General features: G+C 46.9%; 18 protein-coding genes. 10 read left to right on the top strand and 8 right to left on the bottom strand.

Translation table 11 applies throughout. The features are described 5' to 3' along the window. Positions 1–25 precede the first annotated feature (25 nt). Entirely contained in the window at positions 26–418 is a 393-nt protein-coding gene (locus ACTIE6_RS17910) for a gamma-glutamylcyclotransferase family protein (protein ID WP_439557945.1), read from the top strand. Here the strand turns inward: ACTIE6_RS17910 and ACTIE6_RS17905 are convergent. Beyond that, entirely contained in the window at positions 415–1,182 is a 768-nt protein-coding gene (locus ACTIE6_RS17905) for a type III pantothenate kinase (RefSeq protein ID WP_439557944.1), read from the bottom strand. The genes ACTIE6_RS17910 and ACTIE6_RS17905 overlap by 4 nt on opposite strands. A gap of 165 nt (positions 1,183–1,347) precedes the next feature. Between ACTIE6_RS17905 and ACTIE6_RS17900 the strand changes: the two genes are divergently transcribed. Then, the gene (locus ACTIE6_RS17900) at positions 1,348–4,737 is read left to right on the top strand and encodes a glycoside hydrolase family 2 TIM barrel-domain containing protein (protein WP_439557943.1); all 3,390 of its coding nucleotides are present in this window, start codon (positions 1,348–1,350) and stop codon (positions 4,735–4,737) included. A 3-nt stretch (positions 4,738–4,740) separates the two neighbouring features. On the opposite strand, the gene ACTIE6_RS17895 is transcribed toward ACTIE6_RS17900, so the two are convergent. Genes ACTIE6_RS17895 through ACTIE6_RS17875 form a run of 5 tightly spaced genes read right to left on the bottom strand, consistent with a single transcriptional unit; the run spans position 4,741 to position 8,831 of the window. Beyond that, a complete protein-coding gene (locus tag ACTIE6_RS17895) occupies positions 4,741–5,310 on the bottom strand; it encodes a YceI family protein (protein ID WP_439557942.1) in 570 nt (189 codons plus the stop codon). Between the two features lie 6 nt (positions 5,311–5,316). After that, on the bottom strand, positions 5,317–6,213 hold the full coding sequence (locus ACTIE6_RS17890; protein WP_439557941.1) for a DUF5777 family beta-barrel protein: 897 nt from the start codon (positions 6,211–6,213) through the stop codon (positions 5,317–5,319). 11 nt (positions 6,214–6,224) lie between these two features. Beyond that, positions 6,225–6,722, bottom strand: a complete 498-nt coding sequence (locus ACTIE6_RS17885; RefSeq protein ID WP_439557940.1) for a ubiquinol-cytochrome c reductase iron-sulfur subunit — start codon at positions 6,720–6,722, stop codon at positions 6,225–6,227. A 56-nt stretch (positions 6,723–6,778) separates the two neighbouring features. Beyond that, on the bottom strand, positions 6,779–8,281 hold the full coding sequence (locus ACTIE6_RS17880) for a hypothetical protein (RefSeq protein WP_439557939.1): 1,503 nt from the start codon (positions 8,279–8,281) through the stop codon (positions 6,779–6,781). Continuing rightward, positions 8,262–8,831 carry an RNA polymerase sigma factor gene (locus tag ACTIE6_RS17875; RefSeq protein ID WP_439557938.1) on the bottom strand — a complete coding sequence of 190 codons (570 nt, stop codon included), beginning with the start codon at positions 8,829–8,831 and terminating at the stop codon, positions 8,262–8,264. Before ACTIE6_RS17875 ends, ACTIE6_RS17880 begins: the two co-directional genes overlap by 20 nt. A gap of 249 nt (positions 8,832–9,080) precedes the next feature. On the opposite strand from ACTIE6_RS17875, the gene ACTIE6_RS17870 reads away from it, so the two are divergent. The 8 genes from ACTIE6_RS17870 to ACTIE6_RS17835 all read left to right on the top strand — a co-directional run bounded on the left by ACTIE6_RS17870 (position 9,081) and on the right by ACTIE6_RS17835 (position 20,806). Next, positions 9,081–10,166 (top strand): acyltransferase family protein, encoded by a 1,086-nt coding sequence (locus tag ACTIE6_RS17870; RefSeq protein ID WP_439557937.1) that lies wholly within the window; start codon positions 9,081–9,083, stop codon positions 10,164–10,166. A 118-nt stretch (positions 10,167–10,284) separates the two neighbouring features. After that, complete coding sequence (locus ACTIE6_RS17865; RefSeq protein WP_439557936.1) at positions 10,285–12,096, top strand: ABC transporter ATP-binding protein; 1,812 nt, start codon at positions 10,285–10,287, stop codon at positions 12,094–12,096. After that, positions 12,096–13,925: a MutS-related protein gene (locus tag ACTIE6_RS17860; protein ID WP_439557935.1), complete on the top strand. Its 1,830-nt coding sequence runs from the start codon at positions 12,096–12,098 to the stop codon at positions 13,923–13,925. Before ACTIE6_RS17865 ends, ACTIE6_RS17860 begins: the two co-directional genes overlap by 1 nt. 134 nt (positions 13,926–14,059) lie before the next feature. Then, the gene (gene rseP / locus ACTIE6_RS17855) at positions 14,060–15,376 is read left to right on the top strand and encodes an RIP metalloprotease RseP (RefSeq protein ID WP_439557934.1); all 1,317 of its coding nucleotides are present in this window, start codon (positions 14,060–14,062) and stop codon (positions 15,374–15,376) included. Beyond that, positions 15,351–15,914, top strand: coding sequence for a DUF6702 family protein (locus ACTIE6_RS17850; RefSeq protein ID WP_439557933.1), 564 nt, complete (start codon positions 15,351–15,353; stop codon positions 15,912–15,914). Before rseP ends, ACTIE6_RS17850 begins: the two co-directional genes overlap by 26 nt. A gap of 164 nt (positions 15,915–16,078) precedes the next feature. After that, complete coding sequence (gene lon, locus ACTIE6_RS17845; RefSeq protein ID WP_439557932.1) at positions 16,079–18,556, top strand: endopeptidase La; 2,478 nt, start codon at positions 16,079–16,081, stop codon at positions 18,554–18,556. A gap of 110 nt (positions 18,557–18,666) precedes the next feature. Next, positions 18,667–20,163 carry a tagaturonate reductase gene (locus ACTIE6_RS17840; protein ID WP_439557931.1) on the top strand — a complete coding sequence of 499 codons (1,497 nt, stop codon included), beginning with the start codon at positions 18,667–18,669 and terminating at the stop codon, positions 20,161–20,163. A 61-nt stretch (positions 20,164–20,224) separates the two neighbouring features. Continuing rightward, a complete protein-coding gene (locus ACTIE6_RS17835; RefSeq protein WP_439557930.1) occupies positions 20,225–20,806 on the top strand; it encodes a Uma2 family endonuclease in 582 nt (193 codons plus the stop codon). 13 nt (positions 20,807–20,819) lie between these two features. Here ACTIE6_RS17835 and ACTIE6_RS17830 read toward each other — a convergent pair whose 3' ends face one another. Further along, a complete protein-coding gene (locus ACTIE6_RS17830) occupies positions 20,820–21,485 on the bottom strand; it encodes a bifunctional 4-hydroxy-2-oxoglutarate aldolase/2-dehydro-3-deoxy-phosphogluconate aldolase (RefSeq protein ID WP_439557929.1) in 666 nt (221 codons plus the stop codon). 37 nt (positions 21,486–21,522) lie between these two features. Continuing rightward, positions 21,523–22,518 carry a PfkB family carbohydrate kinase gene (locus ACTIE6_RS17825; protein ID WP_439557928.1) on the bottom strand — a complete coding sequence of 332 codons (996 nt, stop codon included), beginning with the start codon at positions 22,516–22,518 and terminating at the stop codon, positions 21,523–21,525. Positions 22,519–22,525 lie beyond the last annotated feature (7 nt).

The following is a 22,525-nucleotide window of genomic DNA, read 5'->3' as shown; positions in this document are numbered from 1 at the left end:
ACAGACGATTTTACCTCAGAAATCAATGGAAGAGCTACCGTATCTGTTTACTTATGGAACTTTGAAAATCGGCTTCAAAAACCCGGTTGCACAAATGCTGCACGCACATTCGAGGTTCATTGACGAAGGCTTTTTTTACGGACTTTTGTACCAGGTAGAATGGTATCCCGGTGCAATCTTCACACCGGACGGTACATCGAAAGTTTATGGGGAAATTTTCCAGCTGACATCACCGGAGATACTGCGCGAGCTCGACGAATATGAAGATGTTTTGGAAGACAATGCGGGAAGTTTATACCTCAGAAATAGGATACCCGTGCATTTACGGAATGGAAACTGTCTTGATTGCTGGACCTACATCTACAACCAACCCGTACAGGATTTAAGATTAATAGAAACCGGCATTTTCAAAGCCTAACTCCTCACCTTTTCACCAATCACCCGTAGCCCGTCGAGCGTAAGCTTATTATCGATCTCCACAAATTCATCTTTCAGCGTTTCAATAATGGACGAAAGTCCGCCTGTTGCCACGGCAATGCATTCACCGCCAAGTTCTTCACGAATGCGGCTGATAAGCGACTTCACCAATCCTTCATAACCCAACAATATACCTGCCTGAATCGCCTCAGTGGTATTTTTCCCAATTGCTGTGGCAGGAAGTACAAGCGGTACCTCGGGTAACTGGGCTGTGTTGGCAAACAGGGCTTTCACAGCCGTGACCAAACCGGGCAAAATGGCTACTCCCAGGATCTTGCTGTCTTTAGAAACGGTTGTAAAAGTGAGCGCAGTACCAAAATCCACTACCACACAATTTTGCTGGTACCGCGATCTTACGGCCACTGCATTGGCGATCAGGTCTGCGCCTATTTCGTGCGGGTGATCAATCTGAATTTCAAGTTCCGGGTAAATATCCGGACCTACCACGATAATTCCTTCACCAAAAAGTGCCCGCAGCATTTTCAATATTGTGGGTGTCAATGCAGGGACAACGCTGCTCAGCACCACCTTTTCCACATCGCCAAACCAAAGTCCGGCTTCCAGGAAATGCAGCCGAAGCCTGGATTCGTAATGTGACTCACTTTCCTGCGGCAGCGACCGCATTCGCCAGAGATGCTCCCAGGAGCCAAATTGATAAAGTCCGAAAACCGTGTCGGTGTTGCCGACATCTACTGCTAACAGCATGAAAGATCATTTACGTGTCGGGGCAAATAAAGACATTATTCAAATAAAACTGGATCATTCCCTGCTTTAACATCTGTTTCTTTTTGATTATCTATAATTTTATCAGAAGAATCGATCAAACTAGCCGGACCCGGCAGGCACATACCTATATCTACCTGGATAAATATGTCTTTTTATACCCATTTTTGCACCTGTATAATCCTCCTTCTAAATACCTGCTTTTTATCCAAAGTAAAGGCGCAGGCCATTCCGGAATGGCAGGATCCGCAGGTGATCAGTATTAATACAGAAAAGCCTCACGCCGATTTCACACCTTATCCCGATGAAAAGAGTGCATTGACGATGACCAAAAAATCACCGTTTGTCCAGTCACTGAATGGTACCTGGAAGTTCAAATGGGCGTCACATCCCTCAAAAGCACAACTTAATTTCTTTGATCCGAATATCTCTGATGCCAGCTGGGATAATATTCCCGTTCCGTCAAACTGGCAAGTGGTAGGCGCGCGGGAAGGCCGTAAATACGACCGCCCGATTTTCTCCAATATCAAACACCCGTTTAAAGCAACTCCGCCGCGCATTACGGCCGATACGAATGCAGTGGGTATGTACCGGACTACATTCACGGTGTCGGCAGACAATAAGGATAAGCAGATTTTCCTGCAATTCGGGGGCGTGCAGTCAGCCTGTTATGTTTGGTTAAATGGCGTTGCGATCGGCTACCACGAGGATGGAATGACGCCGTTTGAGTTTGATGTGACCGAAGATGTTAGACCCGGGCTCAACCACCTGGCTGTGGAGGTAATTAACTGGTCGGACGGAAGTTACCTGGAAGACCAGGACTATTGGCGACTTTCAGGTATTTTCCGCGATGTCAACTTGTTGATTTTACCAAAAGTAATCCTGACCGACTATTCGGTAAGAACGGTCCTGGATGCAAACCAGGAAAATGCAACGCTGAAATTAAGTGCCTATGTCAAAAATTACAACGAACAGGCCATTCACGCGCACCAGGTATTATTTACACTTTACGATGCCAACAAATCGGTAGTCACGACGCCGGTAAGTCAAATGGTAGGCACGCTGGAAAATGGCAAAGAAGGAGCTGTGCGGGTGGATGTACCGGTAACTGCGCCGATCAAATGGAGCGCTGAAACGCCTTACCTATATACCCTCACCGTGCAGCTAATGAATTCAGACGGCAAGGTACTTGAAACAGCGAGTCAGCGCGTGGGATTCCGGGATGTGAAAATCAAAGGCGGACAATTACTGGTCAGTGGAAAGGCGATTACTATCAAAGGTGTTAACCGCCACGAATTTGATCCTGAAACCGGCCGCGTGATCAGCCGCGAATCGATGATCAAAGACATTACATTGATGAAGCAGCACAATATCAATGCTGTACGAACTTCGCATTATCCCAATGTTTCAGAGTGGTACGATCTCTGCGACCAGTACGGACTGTATGTCATTGACGAAGCTAATATTGAAAGCCATGAGCTTTGGAGACAGAACGTTATTCTCGCTGATAATCCGCAATGGAAATCTGCATTCCTCGCGCGCGGCAATGCAATGGTGGAGCGGGATAAAAATCATCCGTCGATTATCATCTGGTCGCTGGGTAATGAATCGGGAATGGGGCAGAATTTTGTTTCAATGGCCGAATTCATCCGCCTCGCCGACCCTACCCGCCCTATTCACTACGAGGGACGAAAAGACTACAAACCGACGTCGCTGAGCAGTTTTGATATCATTTCGGTGATGTATCCTTCCACGCAGGATATGGTTGAACTTGTAAAAAAAGACAAAACGAGGCCGCTGATCATTTGTGAATATGCGCATGGAATGGGCAACAGCATTGGTAACCTGAACGAATACTGGAATTTGATCGAAAAATCGCCCACTATGCAAGGCGGCTTTATCTGGGATTGGGTTGACCAGGGTTTACAGCTCAAAAGACCCGACGGAACTACCTACTGGGACTATTTCAACTACATCGACGGAGCTAATGCAGGCGACGGACTGGTGAACCCCGACAGAACCCCGCAGCCAGAATTAAGTGAGGTAAAAAAGGTATATCAGTACGTCAAGTTTGAAGTACCCGACACTTTGCGGCCCGGTCAAACCCAGGTAACTATCGCAAATAGATACGATTTCCAGTCACTCAGCGGCTACGAATTAGTCTGGTCTTTACAGGAGAATGGAAAGGTGATAGGAAAAGGCGGTACGATAGCAAACCTGAATATCCCGGCTGGGCAAAAACAGCAGATTAACATTCCATTCGAGCTGCCTGCCACGCCGAAGCCAAACAGCGAATACTTCCTGAATCTGAGTGTGCGATTGAAGGAGAATACGCTCTGGGCAGCGAAAGGTCATGAAGTAGCCTGGCATCAGGTACCTGTTGTGAAACCTGCTCCGGAACTCCCGGTCCTGAATTTGTATGGAGAGAGACCATTGCGCGTCGTGCAGCTGAGCGCCGGCCGCATTCAACTGAGCGGGGACGATTTTTCGGTTACATTCGATAAGAATGCAGGCCGCATTATTTCTTTTAAAAACAAAAAAGAGGAAATGCTGGAAGCGGGGCCTTTTCCTAATTTCTGGCGGGTACCCACTGATAACGACGAAGGCGGAGGCGCTGAAAGCTACGCGAGCCGATGGCGCAATGCCGGGTTGGATACATTGGAAATTACGTCCGGCGATATCAAAACGCAGCGCCTCACCTCACAAGCTTACCGCGTTACTCTAAACCAAAAACTGAAAAGCCTCAAAGGAGAAATGGCGGTGAGTTCGGAGTACATTGTCTATACCTCCGGGGACATTTACGTACAGAACACATTCTCGCCAACTGGCGAGTGGCCGGCGCTGGCGAAAGTCGGATTTCAGCTCCAAATGCCCGCTGCATTTAACAAAACCCAATGGTACGGAAACGGTTCGCACGAAACTTATGCGGACCGGAAAACGAGTGGCAAAATCGGTATATATACAGGCCAGGTAGCCGATCAGCATTTCTCTTACATTACCCCTCAGGAGAATGGAAACAAAACAAATGTGCGCTGGGCAACTGTGGTGAATGCAGAAGGTACCGGCTTACTTGCAGCCAGCGATTCGGCTTTCAACTTCAACGTACATGACTATACGGACAAGGATTTACTTGCAGCCAAAAAGCGGGCGGCAGTTCTGGCGCGCGGCAATTCTACTACCGTCAATATCGACTTGGCGCAAATGGGACTGGGTGGCGATGATAGCTGGTCGCCCAGAGTACACGAAGCTTACCTGCTTCCGGCCAAATCCTATTCGTACAAGTTCCGTCTGAAAGCAATTAACAGCACTTCCAATATCGACCAGATCCTCAGCTCACAGCTTCCATTTACTTCCAAAACATCCCGCAGCAATGTTACCGTGACTACTGAATCAGATAATGCGCCGGTCGCGGGCGAAGAGGATGTCGAAGAAGAAGAAATTGCCGAGCCTGTGCGCAAGCCGGTTGTGCGGAAAGCGGCTGTCAGAAAAGCGCCGGTGAAAAAGAAAAAGTCTTCCCGGCGCCGGCGTAGAAGGTAACAGCTACTTTTTGGCAGCAGTTAAAACGTACTCCGCCTTAACCTGGATTACCTGCGCGATCTTGACAAAAACAACTTGCGGTACTTCGATTTTGTGATCTGTAAGTGGTACTTCAAAATTGGAAGTAATGGTGATTTTATCTCCGTCTACTTTCATTTTACCTTTTAAAGTCCGCTCTTTGGTGACGCCGTGTACCGTAAACTTGCCGGTTGCAGAAACATCATACTGCCCGTTTTTCGAGTAATCAGGCACATTGTCAATCTTACCAGTGAATGTGGCAGTCGGGTATTTTTCGGATTCAATGTAATTCTCATTGAAATGTTCCTGCATCAGTTTATTAGGGAAAACGAAATCACGCATGTTCATCCGGATTGCCATTTCTCCATTTGCGGTATTTAAAATAGCCTGGCACTTTTTGTTCTCCGCATTGATGTTTTCCAAAGGAGTTTCTGATGAAAAACGGGTGTTGCCCGTCGAAGTCGAGAACTTACTTCCCTGAGCCCAAGCCTCTGGGAATGACATAGCAATCCCGAGCACGGTCATGAACACCGCGCGTAATATGTGCTGTTTCATCGTTTGTTATTGATCAGTTGATTTCGGCCTTCTGTTGTTTTTATCAAAACTGAAAGTCCGCGAAATGTTGAATCCGTAATGAATATCCCCTTTGCCCCAAGTACCGGCTGTTTCTCCGATGAATTGCTTCTCAATCATGCCCAGCGAATTGGTAAAATGCAGCTGAAAAACGTGACCGCCAGTTTCAATATCCACTCCGAAAGACATGGAATCGTAGTAAGGAGCAGTCGCTGTATTTTTCTCGCGTGCAGTGTAAAAATATTCGCCGTTCAGCGAAACACGTTTTGACAACTTAAACCTGCCGCCTATTCCCAAAGCCAGCAGGAGCTTTTCATCTCCAAGTACCTCGGGTTTGTTTCTGTATAAATAAGTAGGCGACAGTTGCAGCGAGAGCCTTTCACCAAACTTCCGGGCGATCAGCACCTGGGCGGAGTAATACAGCTTGTCCTGAAATTCCAGCTCCTTATTCACAGTAGCCACTCCGGTCCCTCCAAATAGCGTAACCGAAACCGGAATGGAATGCGCGCCTGAACTTTGTTTTAACACCTTATATTTTCCAAAAAAATCATAAACCTTCTGGGAAGTACTGCGGCCCACTCCGATCATGAAATCGTCGGTAACACCATACTCAAATCCCATTCGCATTGTAGCCTGGTCGAGCCCGAAAAACTGATAGGCGCCGGAGTTCAGCCGGCCAAACCGGTGGGAGATACGGAAGTCGAGATGCTTCTTTTTCATCGTCTCCACCGAGTGTCCATTCACAACCCGGGTAGACTTAAACGTGGCCGTGACGGGTACCCGATGCGCACTATCCTGTTGGGAAAGTTCATTCAGCAGATCGTCTTGGGCATAGAGGTTTGTTGTACAAACCACCAATGGTAGTACAAAGCGGAGCATTTTCATAAAAGTGGAAGTTATGCGGTAACTGTAATCGTGTTGCCGTCGGCAGACAGGCTGGTCTTGTAAGTTTTGAGCGCAGTAGTAGCGGGTCCCTTCTCCACAGCACCGGTACTTGAAAATTCAGATTCGTGATTCGGGCACCAAAAATCATTCTGCGCCAGGCGGTATTGCACATTGGTACCCTCATGCGTACATCTTCTCGCAAGTGCTACATAGGTACCTGCCTCAGTAAGCGCCACGATGGTATCGCCGATAATTTGAAACTTACCTTTTGTTTTCAGGTCAGTTACTTTATTCAAATCAATCGTAAAGTTGATTGCATTACCGGTTATAGTTCCTGCGATGCCATTGCCGCCAGTACCCGGATTGGCCGGCTCGGGTTCGTTGTCATCGGAGCCACAGGCGGTCATAGTGGTGCCAAGGCAATAAAATGCCATCAGCGTTGAGGTACTCAGTCCCAGGCTCCTCAAAAATTCTCCCCGCTTCATTTTCTCTTGGTTTGTAGTCTCCATGGTGAACAGTTTAAATTAAATTAGCAGTTATAATTTGGTATCGGTAATTCCTGGATTTACCTGAATGCAGGTACATAGCGAACCGAAATCCACACGCCGGCAGTGAACAGGTTCACTTTCCCATAACCCACTCTTTTCAGCGGCATTCTTGCGTAAGGTTCAGCAACAAGTGAGAGTTTATTTGTCAGCCTATATTCATATCCGGCAGAGGCATTCAGGTGACTGAAAATGTACCAACCTGTTTTCCCTTGCCACCCATTATACTTGATGTGCGGGTCATTCGGGTATTCGTAGTTGTACTTATACTTCTCTCCCCGCATATAGTAAGAAGACAGGCCCGATCCGGCAAAAATTCTTGATCTGCTGCCGGAAACAATGTCATATCTCAGGTTCAAAGGAACTTCCAGCACTTTACAAATACCCTCAATGCTTTCCGGCTTGGTATAGTAGCCCCATTTGGGGTTGAGAATGTAGTCGCCTGCATTGGCGCGGTAGTCTTTCCGGCTCCACACGGCCCCGGTTTGAACGAAGAGCCTTGGCAGTACAGAAAGTTCAGCCATCATCGATACTGCGCTTCCCGGCTTGGTGAGCTTTTCGCCGCCAACAGTGCTTAAATCAGGCGAATAGCCAAATCTTACTGCCCATTTTGCCTGCATCACTACCTCTTTTTCCTCTACGGAAGCAGTCGCTTTCTCTGGCATTTCAAAGGTTATTTGCCGCTGCAAGTGCTTATTGTTCCAGCTTGGCTGTCTGTTTCCAAGCGTAACCACAGCAATCTGCATTCGCTCCCCCGCATTGTCTTTCCTGGCCGCAATTAGCTGTTCATCTGCGGACAATTTGCTTGCATTTAGCTTTGCAGCCGCATTTTGTTCGCCTTCGCCGGAAATGTAGGTACCGCCTTCATCCGTATCTGTTTTCTTCTTTTGGATCAATGCGGTTTTTGGTAAAATAAGAGCTCCGTCGCCTCCTTCCGTCTTTGAGCGGTTAGGCTCTAAGTACACTCCGCCTGCCTTAGATCGGCTCCGGGGCAATATTGGACTGCTTTTTACATCAGCAGTTTTTAAACCTGATCGAGAGAGTGGCTTACTAAATGTATTTTCAGAATTTCCTGTTGCTACTCCATTCGTATTTTTGTTCAATTCTGTTATAGTACCTTTCTCAGCCTTTGCTTCCTCTTTATCTGCATCAGCGGCATTTGCATTTGTGTGGGTCGAGGCGGAGGTATCTGCATTTATAAGCGGAGGTTGCATTGCTGCTGCCGGCTCCGGGTTTTCAGGCAAATTCCTTGTTATGCTATCCTGTGCCGCATTTACAAACCTCGTATTTCCGCTCTCATCTCCATTGTCACGCCACAGGTATCCCACAATTCCTGCCGGGATCAGCAACAGCAATAAGCCAAGCGGCCACCACTTTCTCAACCACGATCCACCCGTCTGCCTATCCTGCTGGTCAAGCTTCTTCCTTAGATTATTCCAATCTTCGGGATCATACTGCGGATCAAACTCTTCTGATGACTTTCTGAAGAGCTTGTCCAGTTCGTCATCTGGTAACTCTGTCATAATCGTCAATATTGATTTTGGATAACATTTCTCTTAGTTTTTCTCTTGCACGCGACAAATTTGATTTTGACGCCCCAACCGAAATGCCCAGCTGTTCTGCAATTTCTTCGTGTGTATAGCCGTCAATGACCGATAAGCTGAAAACAATCCGGTAGGAGGGTGTAAGTTTCTGGATCAAACCCATCAGCTCTTCGTGAGAAAGGCGGCTGATAACTGTTTCATCTACGGACACATTCTCCGCAAACTCCACATTTTCAAACACATCCCTCCGAATCTCCTGACGATAATGGTCAAGTGCGGTATTGATGATGATCCTGCTCAACCACGTCTTGAATGAACGTTCCGTATCATAGCTTTCCAGCTTGGTAAAAACCTTCAAAAAAGAATCGTTGAGTATTTCTTTGGCCTCCTCCCGGCTGCGTGTATAGCGCAAACAAATGCTCATGGCATAGCCGTAGAACTGTTTATACAACAGCTCCTGACTACGGCGGTTTCTCTGTAAACAGCCGGCGAGTAGTTCATGAAGAACGGCGGAGTTATACTCGGGCATGCTATTTGCTTTTTTTACCCTATTACGGGCAAACAGACCACAGGGTTGCTTTACTGGTAGGAGAATTTCAAAAAACTTTGTAACTATTTGATACAAAAACTCTTACAGCAAAAATAAACACCAGGTTTTACCACAGCCCCCTTTGTAAAACACCGGAATTTTTACCATTTTCGCATAACAGCGTAAAGTCGTATAACAGCGTAAAATATTCCCCAATATTTAACTCGCTCCACATGGAGACGCGCGTTTATGTTTAACTATACACATCATCTTGACTCCGTCAGGAAACACCGGTTTGCAGAACTGGATTCACTAAGAGGACTTGCAGCACTGAGTGTTGTTATCTTTCATTTTTCGATCAACCATAACAAACAACTACTGGGCTGGGAATTCAGCTACGGTGTTACCGCGGTTGATTTATTCTTCATGATCAGCGGCTTCGTTATTTTTCAATCCATGGAAAATACGAAAATATGGCAGGATTTCGTGGTAAAACGTTTTGCACGTTTGTACCCTGCATTCTGGTACTGTATGCTGATCACCGCGTTTGTCGCCGTACTGATAGAGCCACATAACATTAATCCGACGCGCATACTCGCAAATGCGACCATGGCGGCTGCCTATTTCGGTATTGAAGACCTGGACGGATCCTACTGGACCTTATTAGTGGAACTCGTGTTCTACGTGTGGATTCTTGCGGTATTCATTTCACACAAACTAAAAAGTGTGGAAAAAATTGGCGCATTGACGATCGTAGCGATTATTGCATTTCATTTTTTCAGCGGATACTACCTCAGCTTTTATGCATTTGCGACCAAGAAGGTCCAATTGCTAAACCACTTTCCGCTATTCTATTCAGGAATCCTGTTTTTCAGGCTGAATGCCGGCAAGAACATCAGGCAAAATCTGTTGCTGATGGTTTTCAGTTTGGCGGCGGCATTTTACCTGCACGATAAAGGCGGCACTGCGCAATACCATACCTCATTCGTGGGCCACTGCATTGCAATTACATTGTTTCACATCATTTTCGCACTTTTCCTTACAGGCAATCTCAAATTCATCAATCACCGCCCTTTGTTTTTCCTCGGAAAAATCTCTTACTGTCTGTATCTGATACATCAATACGTGGGATTGCAGCTTATGTTGAAGCTGACGAACAACTTTGGATGGAACATTTACCCCGCTCTGGTGCTGACAGTCGGCTTATGCATTCTGGTAGCGCACCTGATTACACGGTTTATAGAGGTTCCCTGCTATGACCTTGTCAGAAACTGGTATGAGCAGATGCGCAAGCCGGTCTATCGCCAGCAGGATCAGGACCTTGTGGTCCATTGACAGCAGCCGTTTTTCTGCTGTACCGCAACCATGATTTTTAATTACTTTTGCTGCCTGATATCTAAATGCATATCCTGGTGAGTACCACTTCGGCGCTCACGCAATATGCCCGATTCTGATGGCTACAAATGAGCAAACCAATACACCCACTTCTTTCTTTTCTATCCGGAAAATCAGTTGGGCGGGACTAAAAACGACTGTAAGTCTCTTTAAATACCTTCGTCCTTATCGCGGGATGTTTTTTATCGGACTTATTTTTCTTGCATTATCGACAGGTACTTCCCTCGCATTTCCAAAACTGGTAGGCAGCATTATCGAGGTGATCGAAGGTAAATCGCCTTATACAATCAACCAGATCACGATGTTCCTGTTTTTGATACTGGTCTGCCAGGCTGTGTTTTCCTATTTCAGGATTTACCTGTTTACCAAGGTTAGTGAAATGGCGATGACAAACATTCGCCTGGATGTTTTCAGCAAAATCATCACACTCCCGCTTACATTCCTGGAATCCCGGCGCGTGGGTGAGCTGACAAGCCGCATTACTGCTGATGTATCCCAGTTACAGGGACTACTCTCATTCACGCTGGCGGAGATTTTCCGGCAAATCGCCACGCTTGTAGTCGGCATGGCGATTCTTTTTTATACCTCCTGGAAACTGACGCTTTTCATGCTCGCGACTTTTCCCGTGCTGGTAGTTGCTTCCGTTTTCTTTGGCCGGCGGATGCGGCAGCTTTCCAGGAAGGCGCAGGACGAACTTGCCGCAGCAAATGTGGTGGTTGAAGAAACATTGCAGTCCATCCATGTTGTCAAAGCATTTACCAACGAACCCCTGGAAGTTTCGCGTTATGGGACTATACTGCAAAGAGTAGTAAAGCTTTCGCTTTATGCAGCCAGCTTTCGCGGCGGGTTTGTATCCTTTATCATTTTTGCATTGTTCGGCGGCATTGTGGCCGTGATCTGGTATGGGGCCGGGCTGGTGCAGGCGGGAGAGTTCGGATTGTCTGACCTGTTTACATTTATACTTTATACTACATTCATTGGCGCTTCCATTGGCGGAATGGGTGATTTGTATGCGCAGGTCAACAAGACGATCGGTGCTTCGGAGCGTATTTTTGAGATACTGGAAGAAGAGCCTGAGATTACCATTGACGGGGCCAGGAATGCAGGTACCAGTGTTGTTCGTGGCGATATTTTGTATGATAACATCCATTTCTCCTATCCGTCGCGGCCTGATCTGCCTGTACTCAGAGGGATATCGCTCCGCATTCATGCAGGCGAAAAGATCGCGCTCGTAGGATACAGTGGCGCAGGCAAATCTACGATTGTCCAGCTCCTCATGCGGTTTTATAACTACCAATCGGGCCGGATTATGATTGACGGAAAACCGCTTTCAGATTTCGGGATTTCTGAGCTGCGCAAAAACATCGCTATTGTACCTCAGGAAGTCATGCTATTTGGCGGTACCATTTACGAAAACATCTCTTACGGAAAACCGGATGCAACCCGGGAAGAAATTTACGATGCAGCCCGGCGCGCCTATGCGCTTGACTTCATTGAATCGTTTCCGGAAAAGCTTGAAACTGTCGTAGGCGAAAGAGGTATCAAGCTTTCAGGCGGACAGCGCCAGCGCATTGCCATTGCACGTGCTATTCTTAAAAATCCAAAAATCCTGATCCTTGATGAAGCAACGAGCTCTCTGGACGCAGAATCGGAAAAGCTGGTTCAGGTTGCATTGGACGAATTAATGAAAGATCGTACAACGATTGTGATCGCGCACCGGCTGGCTACTATCCGCAAAGTGGATATGATTTATGTGATCCGTGAAGGAATGATCGCCGAATCTGGTTCGCACAATGAATTATCGCTGCTGGATAACGGATTGTACGCCAATCTGATCAAATTGCAGTTTGAAACTGCCCAAAGTAATTAATGGAAAATACCACCGCACAAAACCCGCCCGCAGCTTTTTTTGAAGCAAGGCTCAAAGATGCACGCGGAGCCGAAGCCGCCGCCCAGCAAAAATCTAACGAACTTTCTTTTGCCCGTCTGGCCGTGTTTGTGACAATCATTCTTTTTGTCTGGCTGATGATCCGGTCCGGTGAGGCTGCCTGGGCACTGGCGGTTGCAGTACTGGTTTTCGCGTTTCTATTTCTAATGCGAAAACACCAGCAGGTGAAGCAGACCCGCGATTTTCATAAAAACCTGCAAACTGTAAATGAAGATGAACTGGAAAGACTTTCGCTCCGCTTCAAACGCACCGACAATGGAATGCAGTTTATCGAAAAAGAGCACGCTTTCCTCTCTGACCTGGATATTTTCGGGGAGTACTCCCTTTACAAACTACTGAACCGCACGCGCACTTCCGAGGGTAGTAAAAGACTTTCAAACTGGCTCAAAAATCACGCAGCTCCCGATGATATACTAGCCCGCCAACAAGCCTCGGCTGACTTCAAGCAACACCCCGAACTAATGCAAACCTGGGAGGCGACTGCATTGCTCCACGAACATGCAGCAGCGCAGGTAAATGCATTCCGGGCATGGTCAACCGAGACGCTTGATCCGAAACTGGCATCACTTCTGAAATTCCGGTGGTTTCCATTGGTAACCCTGGCTGTTATTGCACTCGTTGTCTTCCGAATTATTCCTTACTGGGGCATACTGCTTTGCCTCGGAACCCATTTTTACATTCTGAAACAATTTCAGGCGGTTATCCAGGTGACTACCAACAAAACAACAACCCTGGGTAAAACGCTCGTCGCTTATGCAGATCTGTTGAAACTGGCCGAAGCTGCGCCTTATACGTCACGCTGGTGGCTTGGCAGAAAAGCATTGATCGAAGGTTCTTCCAGTTCCCTGCACCGCGCCGGTGCGTTGTTTGAGCGCCTTGACTACCGAAATAATCCATTTTTCGGACTTTTTGTAGGGATACCTACACTTTGGGATATACATTGTCTGGCTGCATTGGAAAAGTGGAAGCAGGCTAACCAATCTAAAATGTGGCACTGGCTCGATGTACTTGCAGATACCGAAGCGATGAATTCGCTGGCGGGGCATGCATTTGCAAACCCGCAGTATGTTGTTCCGCAAGTAAATGACCAGCCGCAGGTTTTTGTTCAAACAAAATCAATGGGCCACCCGCTCATTCCTACGGAAAAGCGCGTGAGCAACGATTTCGAACTAACCGGAACTGGCTCTACGATGCTGGTGACAGGTTCTAATATGTCGGGAAAAAGTACATTCCTCCGCACAATCGGGCTTAATCTGGTGCTGGCGCAGATGGGCGCAGTAATAAGTGCCAACGCATTTTCCTGCTCTCCCCTCCGTGTTTTCAGCAGCATGCGCACCCAGGATTCACTGGAAGAAAGTACATCGTCTTTTTACGCAGAATTGAAAAGGCTCAGGTTACTTCTTGAACTGTCCGGTGAAAACGCAGCGCCCGTTTTCTATCTTCTTGATGAAATCCTGAAAGGTACCAATTCAGCAGACCGGCACCGCGGCGCTGAGGCGCTGATCAGACAATTGCACGGTAAAAATGCTTCCGGGCTCGTCTCCACGCACGATCTGGAACTGGGACAATGGGGAGAAACAGAGGGGTACGTGCATAATTATCACTTCCGCTCCGACGTAGAAGAGGGCAAACTGCATTTCGATTATCGGTTGTACAAAGGTATTTGCCGGAGTTTCAATGCGTCGGAACTGATGCGGATGATGGGGATAGAAATAGCAGTTCCCGACAAAAATACCGCTGCATCAGAGTAAGGGGCCATTTTTATCCTTATCAAAGCTTTTACGTAACTTTACTGATTACATTTACGTTTCTAATGCAGAAACGCAAGATCCGCCTGGATGAGCTTAATAAATCAATTACCAATAACGATTACGAAAAAACCTGAATGGAAGTATTAATAATGGCCGGACAGCTCATCCTGGGCTTGTCCATCTTGGTAGGACTACACGAATGGGGACATATGGCCGCGGCCAAAATGTTTGGGATGCGGGTTGAAAAATACTTCATTGGTTTTCCTCCTAAAATTTTCAGCATCCAGCGCGGCGAAACAGAATATGGAATTGGCGCCATTCCATTGGGAGGTTTTGTAAAAATATCGGGTATGATCGACGAGTCGATGGATACCGCTACCATGAACCAGGAGCCACAACCCTGGGAGTTCCGCTCCAAGCCAGCCTGGCAGCGTTTGATCGTCATGCTGGGAGGTATTATCGTGAATGTGGTTGTCGGGATTTTCATATTTATCCTGATCGCTTACCGTGAAGGAGACCAGTTCCTGTCGAGCTCGGAAGTAAATAAATACGGTATTGTTGCAGGTGAACTTGCACAGGAAATCGGGTTGAAGACCGGCGACAAGATTGTAAAGGTCAATGGAAAACCTTTTACGAATTTCAGTGAAATCGTGAGCTCGGAAGTATTCCTGGGCAGCAACAGTTCTTATACGGTTAACCGCGATGGAAAGGAGCTGGTGGTTGAGATACCTAACAATTTCATCGAAAAAGTCTCAGACCCTAAACAAAAAGGGAATTTCATCCGTGCACAGGAACCGTTTACGATCGGAGAGCTGATCCCTGGCTTGCCTGCTGAAAAGGCGGGTCTGCAGACAGGTGACAAAGTACTTACGCTAAATGGAAAACCGATCCAGTTTTTTCACCAGATGCAGGACGAGCTGGACAAGGTAAAAGGAAAGCAGGTTACCATTGTTGTTGAGAGGGCCGGTGCACAGAAAAGCATTCCACTGCAGGTTTCGGAAGATGGTACAATTGGTTTTTACAGAAACAGTCTTTTAAAATACACAACAGTTGAGTACACCCTTGGAGAGGCGATCGGCGTCGGCACGAAGGATGCATTCAATGTTGTTTTTGATAATATCAAAGGTTTTGGTAAAATCTTCCGCGGCGAAGTATCTGCATCCAAAGCATTGAGCGGACCTATCGGCATTGCCCGTATGTTTGGCGGCGTTTGGGATTGGAGCCGGTTCTGGTACCTTACAGGCTTGCTCTCTATGGTACTCGCATTCATGAACGCACTTCCAATTCCTGCGCTTGACGGTGGTCACGCGGTTATTCTTACTTACGAACTCGTTTCCGGCCGCAAACCTTCTGACGCATTCCTCGAAAACGCGCAGAAAGTAGGTATGGTATTATTGCTCGGCCTGATGGCATTTGCGATCTTCAATGATGTTTGGAAAGCTGTTTTTTAAAGGGGAGAAAGGACGAAAGGGAGGATGGAGGAAGGGATTGCGTGTTCCCGCCTCCTTCCCCCTTTTCTTCCTTTCCTCCTTCCTCCTTCTCACCTCCTTTGCACCGAAGCACGAATACCACGTTTCGGTCACGCACATGCAGTTCAATCCTGCTCAAAAATCCTTTGAGGTGAGTATCCGGATCTTTACCGATGATCTTGAAAAAGGGTTGTCTCAGAGCAACGGAAACCAGCGCTTTGTTGTAAAAGACAATGACAAGAATGATCCGCTGGTTGAAAAGTACATCCGAAAAGGCTTCGTCTTAACAGATTCGGGTAGAAATCCTGTGGCAATGCATTACGTTGGAAAAGAGCAGGAGGAGGACGCGACCTGGATTTATCTGGAAATTCCGTTTCAGGGAAAAACCGATGGTTACCGTCTTCAAAACAGCACGCTGATGGAGGTGTTCGACGATCAGGTGAATATGACAAATTTGAAGCTTGTATCGGAGAAAAAGACCTTTCTTTTCAAAAAAGGACAGACCGTACACGCGCTTTAAAAACGGCCAAAACCGACCTGACAAGCACCAATTGGCACAGCTATTTTGTTTTATTATTCCCTTTCTTTTGAAAGGCCTTATTTATATATTGGGAAAAGATTATCTGTCATTTTGACAGAATGCCTATGAAATTTGAACCTTCTGACTTATATAGTCGGCTGCTAATGTCTGATTCCGACATGGATAGCCTCGAAATTGTTCCACTTGGCGGACCTGACGGTTCCGATGAGCCTTTTGAACTTCCGAATGAACTTGCCATTTTACCAATCAGACAGACTGTACTCTTCCCGGGAATGGTTATTCCTGTCACTGTGGTGCGCCAGAAAGCGATCCGTTTGGTAAAAAAGATATATCGTAATTCTGACATTAACCTACGGATTCTCGGTGCTGTTACGCAAGCTCTTCCCAACAAGGAAGATCCTACTGCGGAAGATCTTTACAACATTGGTACAGTTGCGCAGATCCTGAAAATGATCACTTTGCCCGATGGAAATGTGACCATTATCGTGCAGGGAAGGCAGCGTTTTGAGATCAAGAATATCATTCACGAAGAGCCTTATCTTACAGCCGAAGTCCGCGCGATAGAGGATTCGTTTGCTGGTCCTACTAAAAAAGAGTCAAAAGCACTGCTGCAATCACTTCGTGACGGGGCGCATAAAATCATGCGGCTGAACCCCGAGATACCTCAGGAGGCGCGCATTGCACTGGATAATATCGAAAGCCCGATTTTCCTGATCCATTTCCTTTCTTCCAATATCAATGTAGAAGTAGCCGACAAACAGAAGCTGCTTGAAGAAAGAAACGGACATAAGCAGGCGACGCTTTTGCTTCAATACATGATGCGGGAGATCGAAATGCTGGAACTGAAACGCGAAATCCAGACAAAGGCGAGCTCTGACATTGACCAGCAGCAACGTGACTATTTCCTGCGCCAGCAGATCAAAGTTTTGCACGACGAACTTGGAATGGATAGTCCCGAGCGGGATCTGGACGAAATTCGTTTAAAGGCAAGTCAGAAGAAATGGTCTGATCAGGTACGTCTTCATTTTGATAAAGAACTAAACAAGCTGCAAAGAATTAACCCGATGGCGCCAGAGTACCCGGTGACGATGAATTACCTGGAAACACTGGTAGATTTGCCCTGGGGACAATATACAAAAGACAATTTCGACCTGGTACGCGCACAGAAAGTACTTGATGCAGACCATTTCGGATTGGAAAAAGTGAAAGAAAGGATCATCGAATACCTGGCAGTTTTGAAACTGAAAGGCAATTTGAAAGCGCCTATTCTTTGCTTATACGGACCTCCGGGAGTGGGTAAAACTTCTTTGGGAAAATCCATTGCAAAAGCATTGAACCGGGAATACATCAGAATGGCGCTCGGCGGCGTGCATGATGAAGCTGAAATCCGTGGCCACCGCAAGACTTACATTGGCGCAATGCCGGGTAAGATCATTCAAAATATCAAAAAAGCAGGTTCAGCCAATCCGGTTTTTATTCTGGATGAAATCGATAAGGTAAGCTCCGATTATCGCGGCGATCCTTCGTCGGCATTGCTGGAAGTACTTGACCCTGAGCAAAATTCCTCTTTTACAGACAATTACCTGGAAGTAGAATACGATCTTTCGAAGGTACTGTTTGTAGCCACAGCCAACTCGCTTGATACCATTCATCCCGCATTGCGCGACCGGATGGAAATCATCGAAATGACGGGTTACACAATTGAAGAGAAATTGCAGATTGCAAAACGCTACCTGGTACCAAAACAACGTAAAGACCACGGGTTGAAATCGACAGATATCAAGATCGACGATTCGGCGCTGCTGAAAATCGCGGAAGGTTACACCCGCGAATCCGGCGTCCGCAACCTCGAACAGAAAGTGGGTACGGTTGTGCGCAAGATCGCGAAATTGGTGGCAATGGAGCAGGATTACCCTAAAAGTCTGAAAGCTGATCAGATTGAAAAATACCTGGGTGCAGAGATTTTTGACAAAGACCTTTACCAGGATAACGATTTTGCCGGTGTAGTTACCGGCCTTGCCTGGACTTCTGTTGGCGGCGAAATTTTGTTTATTGAAACAAGCCTGAGCCGCGGAAAAGGTAATCTGACACTTTCCGGACAGCTGGGCGATGTAATGAAAGAATCAGCAGTAGCTGCATTGTCTTACCTGAAAGCAAATGCTGACAGGCTCGACATTGACTACCGCATTTTCAACCAGTACGATCTTCACGTACACGTTCCTGCGGGTGCTGTTCCGAAAGACGGACCTTCGGCCGGGGTTACGATGGTAACTTCAATGGCGTCCATTTTCACGCAGCGTCGGGTTAAGCCTTTTATTGCAATGACAGGCGAGATTACCCTGCGTGGAAAAGTACTTCCTGTCGGCGGTGTAAAGGAGAAAATCCTGGCGGCACGCAGAGCCGGCGTGAAGGAAATTATTCTGTGTGTTAAAAACCGGAAGGATGTGGAAGAAGTACCTGCTAACTACATTAAGGACCTGTCTTTCCATTATGTCGACACAATAGACGAGGTACTTGCGATTGCATTGCTACCTGAGCAAGTTAAAAATCCGATCAAGTTTGTTTTTCCGGACAAGAAGAAAGAAAAGGAAGAAAGCGGCTTTGTTACCATTGAGGCTTAGGCGCGGTTTTTTAGAATATATATGATTAAAGAGGCGCTTGACGGCGCCTCTTTTTGTTAGGGGTTACTATTTGTAATTGGCGTCACATGAATGTACCTATTTCTTTAAAAATGTCTTTACCGCAACTTTCACCCGAACTCCTGGATCAACGTCCTGACCTGCTGGCAAATCACAGGCAGCTGCTCGCTTTGCCCGAAAAAATCATTCAGTTTGGCACAGGCGTGCTTCTGCGCGGCTTGCCCGATTATTTCGTGAACAAGGCGAATCAAAAAGGGATTTTCAATGGTAGGATTGTGGTTGTAAAATCCACAGGAAATGGTGGAACGGATGCATTTAGACAACAACAAAACCTGTACTCGCATAGTATCCGCGGGATAGCAGACGGTCGGCAGGTTGATGAAACCGTTGTTAATGCTTCAATTAGCCGGACATTAAGCGCGAGTTCTGAATGGGATGAAATTCTGAAATGCGCGGCTAACCCTGAAATGCAGATTGTCGTTTCGAATACAACGGAAGTAGGTATTCAGCTTACAGATGATGATATTTTCGCATCTCCCCCAGCCTCTTTTCCGGGCAAGCTTACCGCCTTTTTACATGCACGTTTTCAGGCCTTCGACGGTTCCATGGAATCAGGAATGGTGATCGTCCCGACTGAGCTGATTGTTGGCAATGGAACAAAACTGCGTGAGATTGTACTGGAACAAGCTTCGCGGCACGAGCTGGGCAGTGAGTTCATAGGCTGGCTTGAAAATGCAAACCATTTTTGTAATTCTCTCGTAGATAGGATAGTACCAGGCAAACCGGACGCGGAGAGCATAGCGGAGCTTTCCGAGAAACAGGGTTTCAGGGACGATCTTTTGATTATATCAGAAGTTTACAGCCTTTGGGCAATTGAAGGTGATGCAAATATCCGCTCAGTGCTGAGCTTCGCCGAAGCAGACAGCGGGGTAGTAATTGAGCCTAACATCGATCTGCATCGCGAGTTGAAGCTGCGATTGCTCAATGGAACACACACATTGTCTTCCGGGCTCTGCTATTTGCATGGATTGGAGACTGTGCGTGAGAGTATGGAAACGCCTGAAATTGCCACTTTCGTTTCAGATTTAATGCTGAACGAGTTGGCTCCGGCGATACCCTACCAGGTGGATCCGGCGCGTGCGCGGGAATTCGGGAATCTGGTACTGGATCGTTTTCGCAATCCATTTATCCGCCACCAGCTGATTGACATTACGGTGCAATACACGGCGAAGATGAAAATGCGGAATATTCCAACCTTACTGCAACACTATAAGCATTCAGACCAGCCGCCGCTGCTATTTGCAAAAGGTTTTGCTGCCTTTCTGAAATTTATGAAACCGGTTGTGCATAAAGACGGTAATTATTACGGAGACCTGGACGGTAAACCCTATTCCATCCGCTGCGACTCTGCGGCTTATTTCGATGAAAAGTGGAGAAATGCGGCTTCGCCAGTCGACCTTGCGGAACAGGTAATGAGCGACACTGAGCTGTGGGATACTAACCTGACATTGCTGCCCGGTTTTGCCAATGCAGTGAAGGAAAACATGGCCGAAAATGCAGAAGTACTAACGATTATCCCAAAGAATTAGGAGCAGCAGCAGTATTTTCATTACTTCCGCAGTATGCTTATATTTGGTAAAACACTGCATTATGATTGTCCCATTGAACATTCCGGTACATGAGTTTTTCAATGACGAAGAACTGGTTGCATTCAGCATTGCCAACCCGGAACTGTCTGTTGAAAGAGACGAGCATGGTCAACTCTTTATCAATATGACGCCCACTTTTGCACTTAGTAGTTCAAATAACAGCGAACTGATAACGGAATTAGGAATCTGGAACCGGAAATATAAAGCTGGAAAGGTACTCGAATCGAATGGAGGCTACTTCCTTCCGGATTCTTCCATGCGCGTACCAGACGTGGCCTGGATAAAACTGGAACGCTGGAATGCATTGAGTACTGCCGAGAAGAAGTCCTTCCCGCATCTTGCCCCTGACTTTATTATTGAATTAAAATCAGAAACGGACAGCCTGGCGGATTTGCAAAGCAAAATGGATAAATGGATCAAAAATGGCGTGAAGTTAGCTTGGCTGATTTGCACAGACAACCAAATCACTTACATCTATGAACCAGGGAAAGAGGTAGTATCTGTAACTTTTGAAGAAACACTTTCAGGCGGAGCTGTACTCTCTGAGTTTTCAGTCCGCCTGAGTGATATTTTAGAATACTAAGGTTAAAAAGTCCTCAGCTATTCTGACGAAACTCTTTAACGAGTGCAATACTTTCGGCTACTTTTTGCTCGATCCAGGGATAATTTCCTTCTGCAACAATGTCCTTTGGGAACAGGTTTGAACCCAAGCCGACTGCATACACACCAGCGCCAAACCACTCGCTGATACTTTCTCGTGTCGGCTGCACTCCGCCTGTTACCATAATCTTTACCTTTGGCATTGGTCCCCGGATCGCTTTTACAAATGCAGATCCCACAACGTCTCCCGGAAACAACTTAACAACTTCCGCACCCGCCTGCTGCGCATTGTATATTTCGGTAAGCGTAGCCACACCGGGAATCCACGGAATATTTGCCGCAGCACATGCATTTCCAACCGCCGGGTTGAGACAGGGTGTCACAATGAAATCTGTCCCTGCATCGATGAATTTCTGAGCAGTCTCAGCATCATAAATGGTACCTATCCCCAGTGAGAGCCCTGGCAGGCTTTCCTTCGTATATGTCAGCAGTTCCGTAAAAACGGTAAATGCATTGTCCCCGCGATTTGTAAATTCAATTGCCCTTGCGCCGCCGCGGTAGCTTGCGTTAACAATCTCTTTGGCAACTTCTATATCTGCATGGTAGAACAGGGGCACAATGCCCACTTCGTTCAATAGTACCAATGTTGTTTCTTTATCCATAATGATTTGAGTGAGCCAGTTCAACCGGGTACTTGATTTATCTTTTAATTCTCCCCGAGGTTTCACCCTGCCTGATTGCCTCCACTTCATCGATGGTCGAAATCAATGCGTCTCCTTCTATCGTATGCTTCAATGCAGATGCTGCCACGCCAAATTCCAACGCTTTGTGCTGATCGTTAAAAGTGATTAACCCGTGAATGAGACCGGCAATAAAAGCGTCTCCGCCTCCTACCCTGTCAATAATCGGGTTTATCTCAATATCCTCTGTTTCCAGAAGTTGACTCCCATTCCACAAATAAGCGCGTAGCAAATTGTGGGAGGCACTTATGGAGGTCCTTTTTGTATCTACAACTGTGCTAACCTGCGGATAAGCCTTTTGTAAGTTGACGCAGGACTCTTGGAAATCGTTTCCTTCGATGCCGAAAATCTCTTTGATGTTCTCCTTGTTGGCAATCACGATGTCGGTTCCTGCAGTAAGCTCCGGTAAGATATCAGAAGGTTTTTTACCGTATTTCCACAAATTCGCGCGATAGAAGATATCACCCGAAACGGTCAGTCCATATTTTCTGGCAACTTTAATCCCGTCCAGCAGTGCATCCGCCGCACCTTGCGACAATGCAGGAGTGATACCCGCCCAATGAAACCATTTGGCATCTTTTAAAATGCTATCCCAGTCAATTTCTTTCGGATCGATTTCAGCCAAAGAGGAATTCGCGCGATCGTATACGATCTGGCTTCCCCGCAATGCTGCGCCCATTTCAAGAAAGTATACGGCCATTCTAGGTCCGCCGTAAATAATATGTGAAATATCGACACCGTGAAATTGCAGGTACTGCGCCGCAGCCCGCCCGATCGGAGAATCCGGAAACCGTGTGACGTGAGCGGTATGATGTCCCCAGTAAGCCAGCGCCGTTGATACATTCGCCTCGCCCCCTGCATAGGTAACATTGAGCTGCCGAGCCTGTTCAAAACGGGAAAAACCAGGAGTGGAAAGCCGCATCAGGACTTCACCGAAAGAAACTATTTGAGCCATATTTTAG

Source organism: Dyadobacter sp., from assembly GCF_051859145.1.
Lineage (GTDB): Bacteria > Bacteroidota > Bacteroidia > Cytophagales > Spirosomataceae > Dyadobacter.
This window is presented reverse-complemented; position numbering and strand designations above follow the sequence as displayed.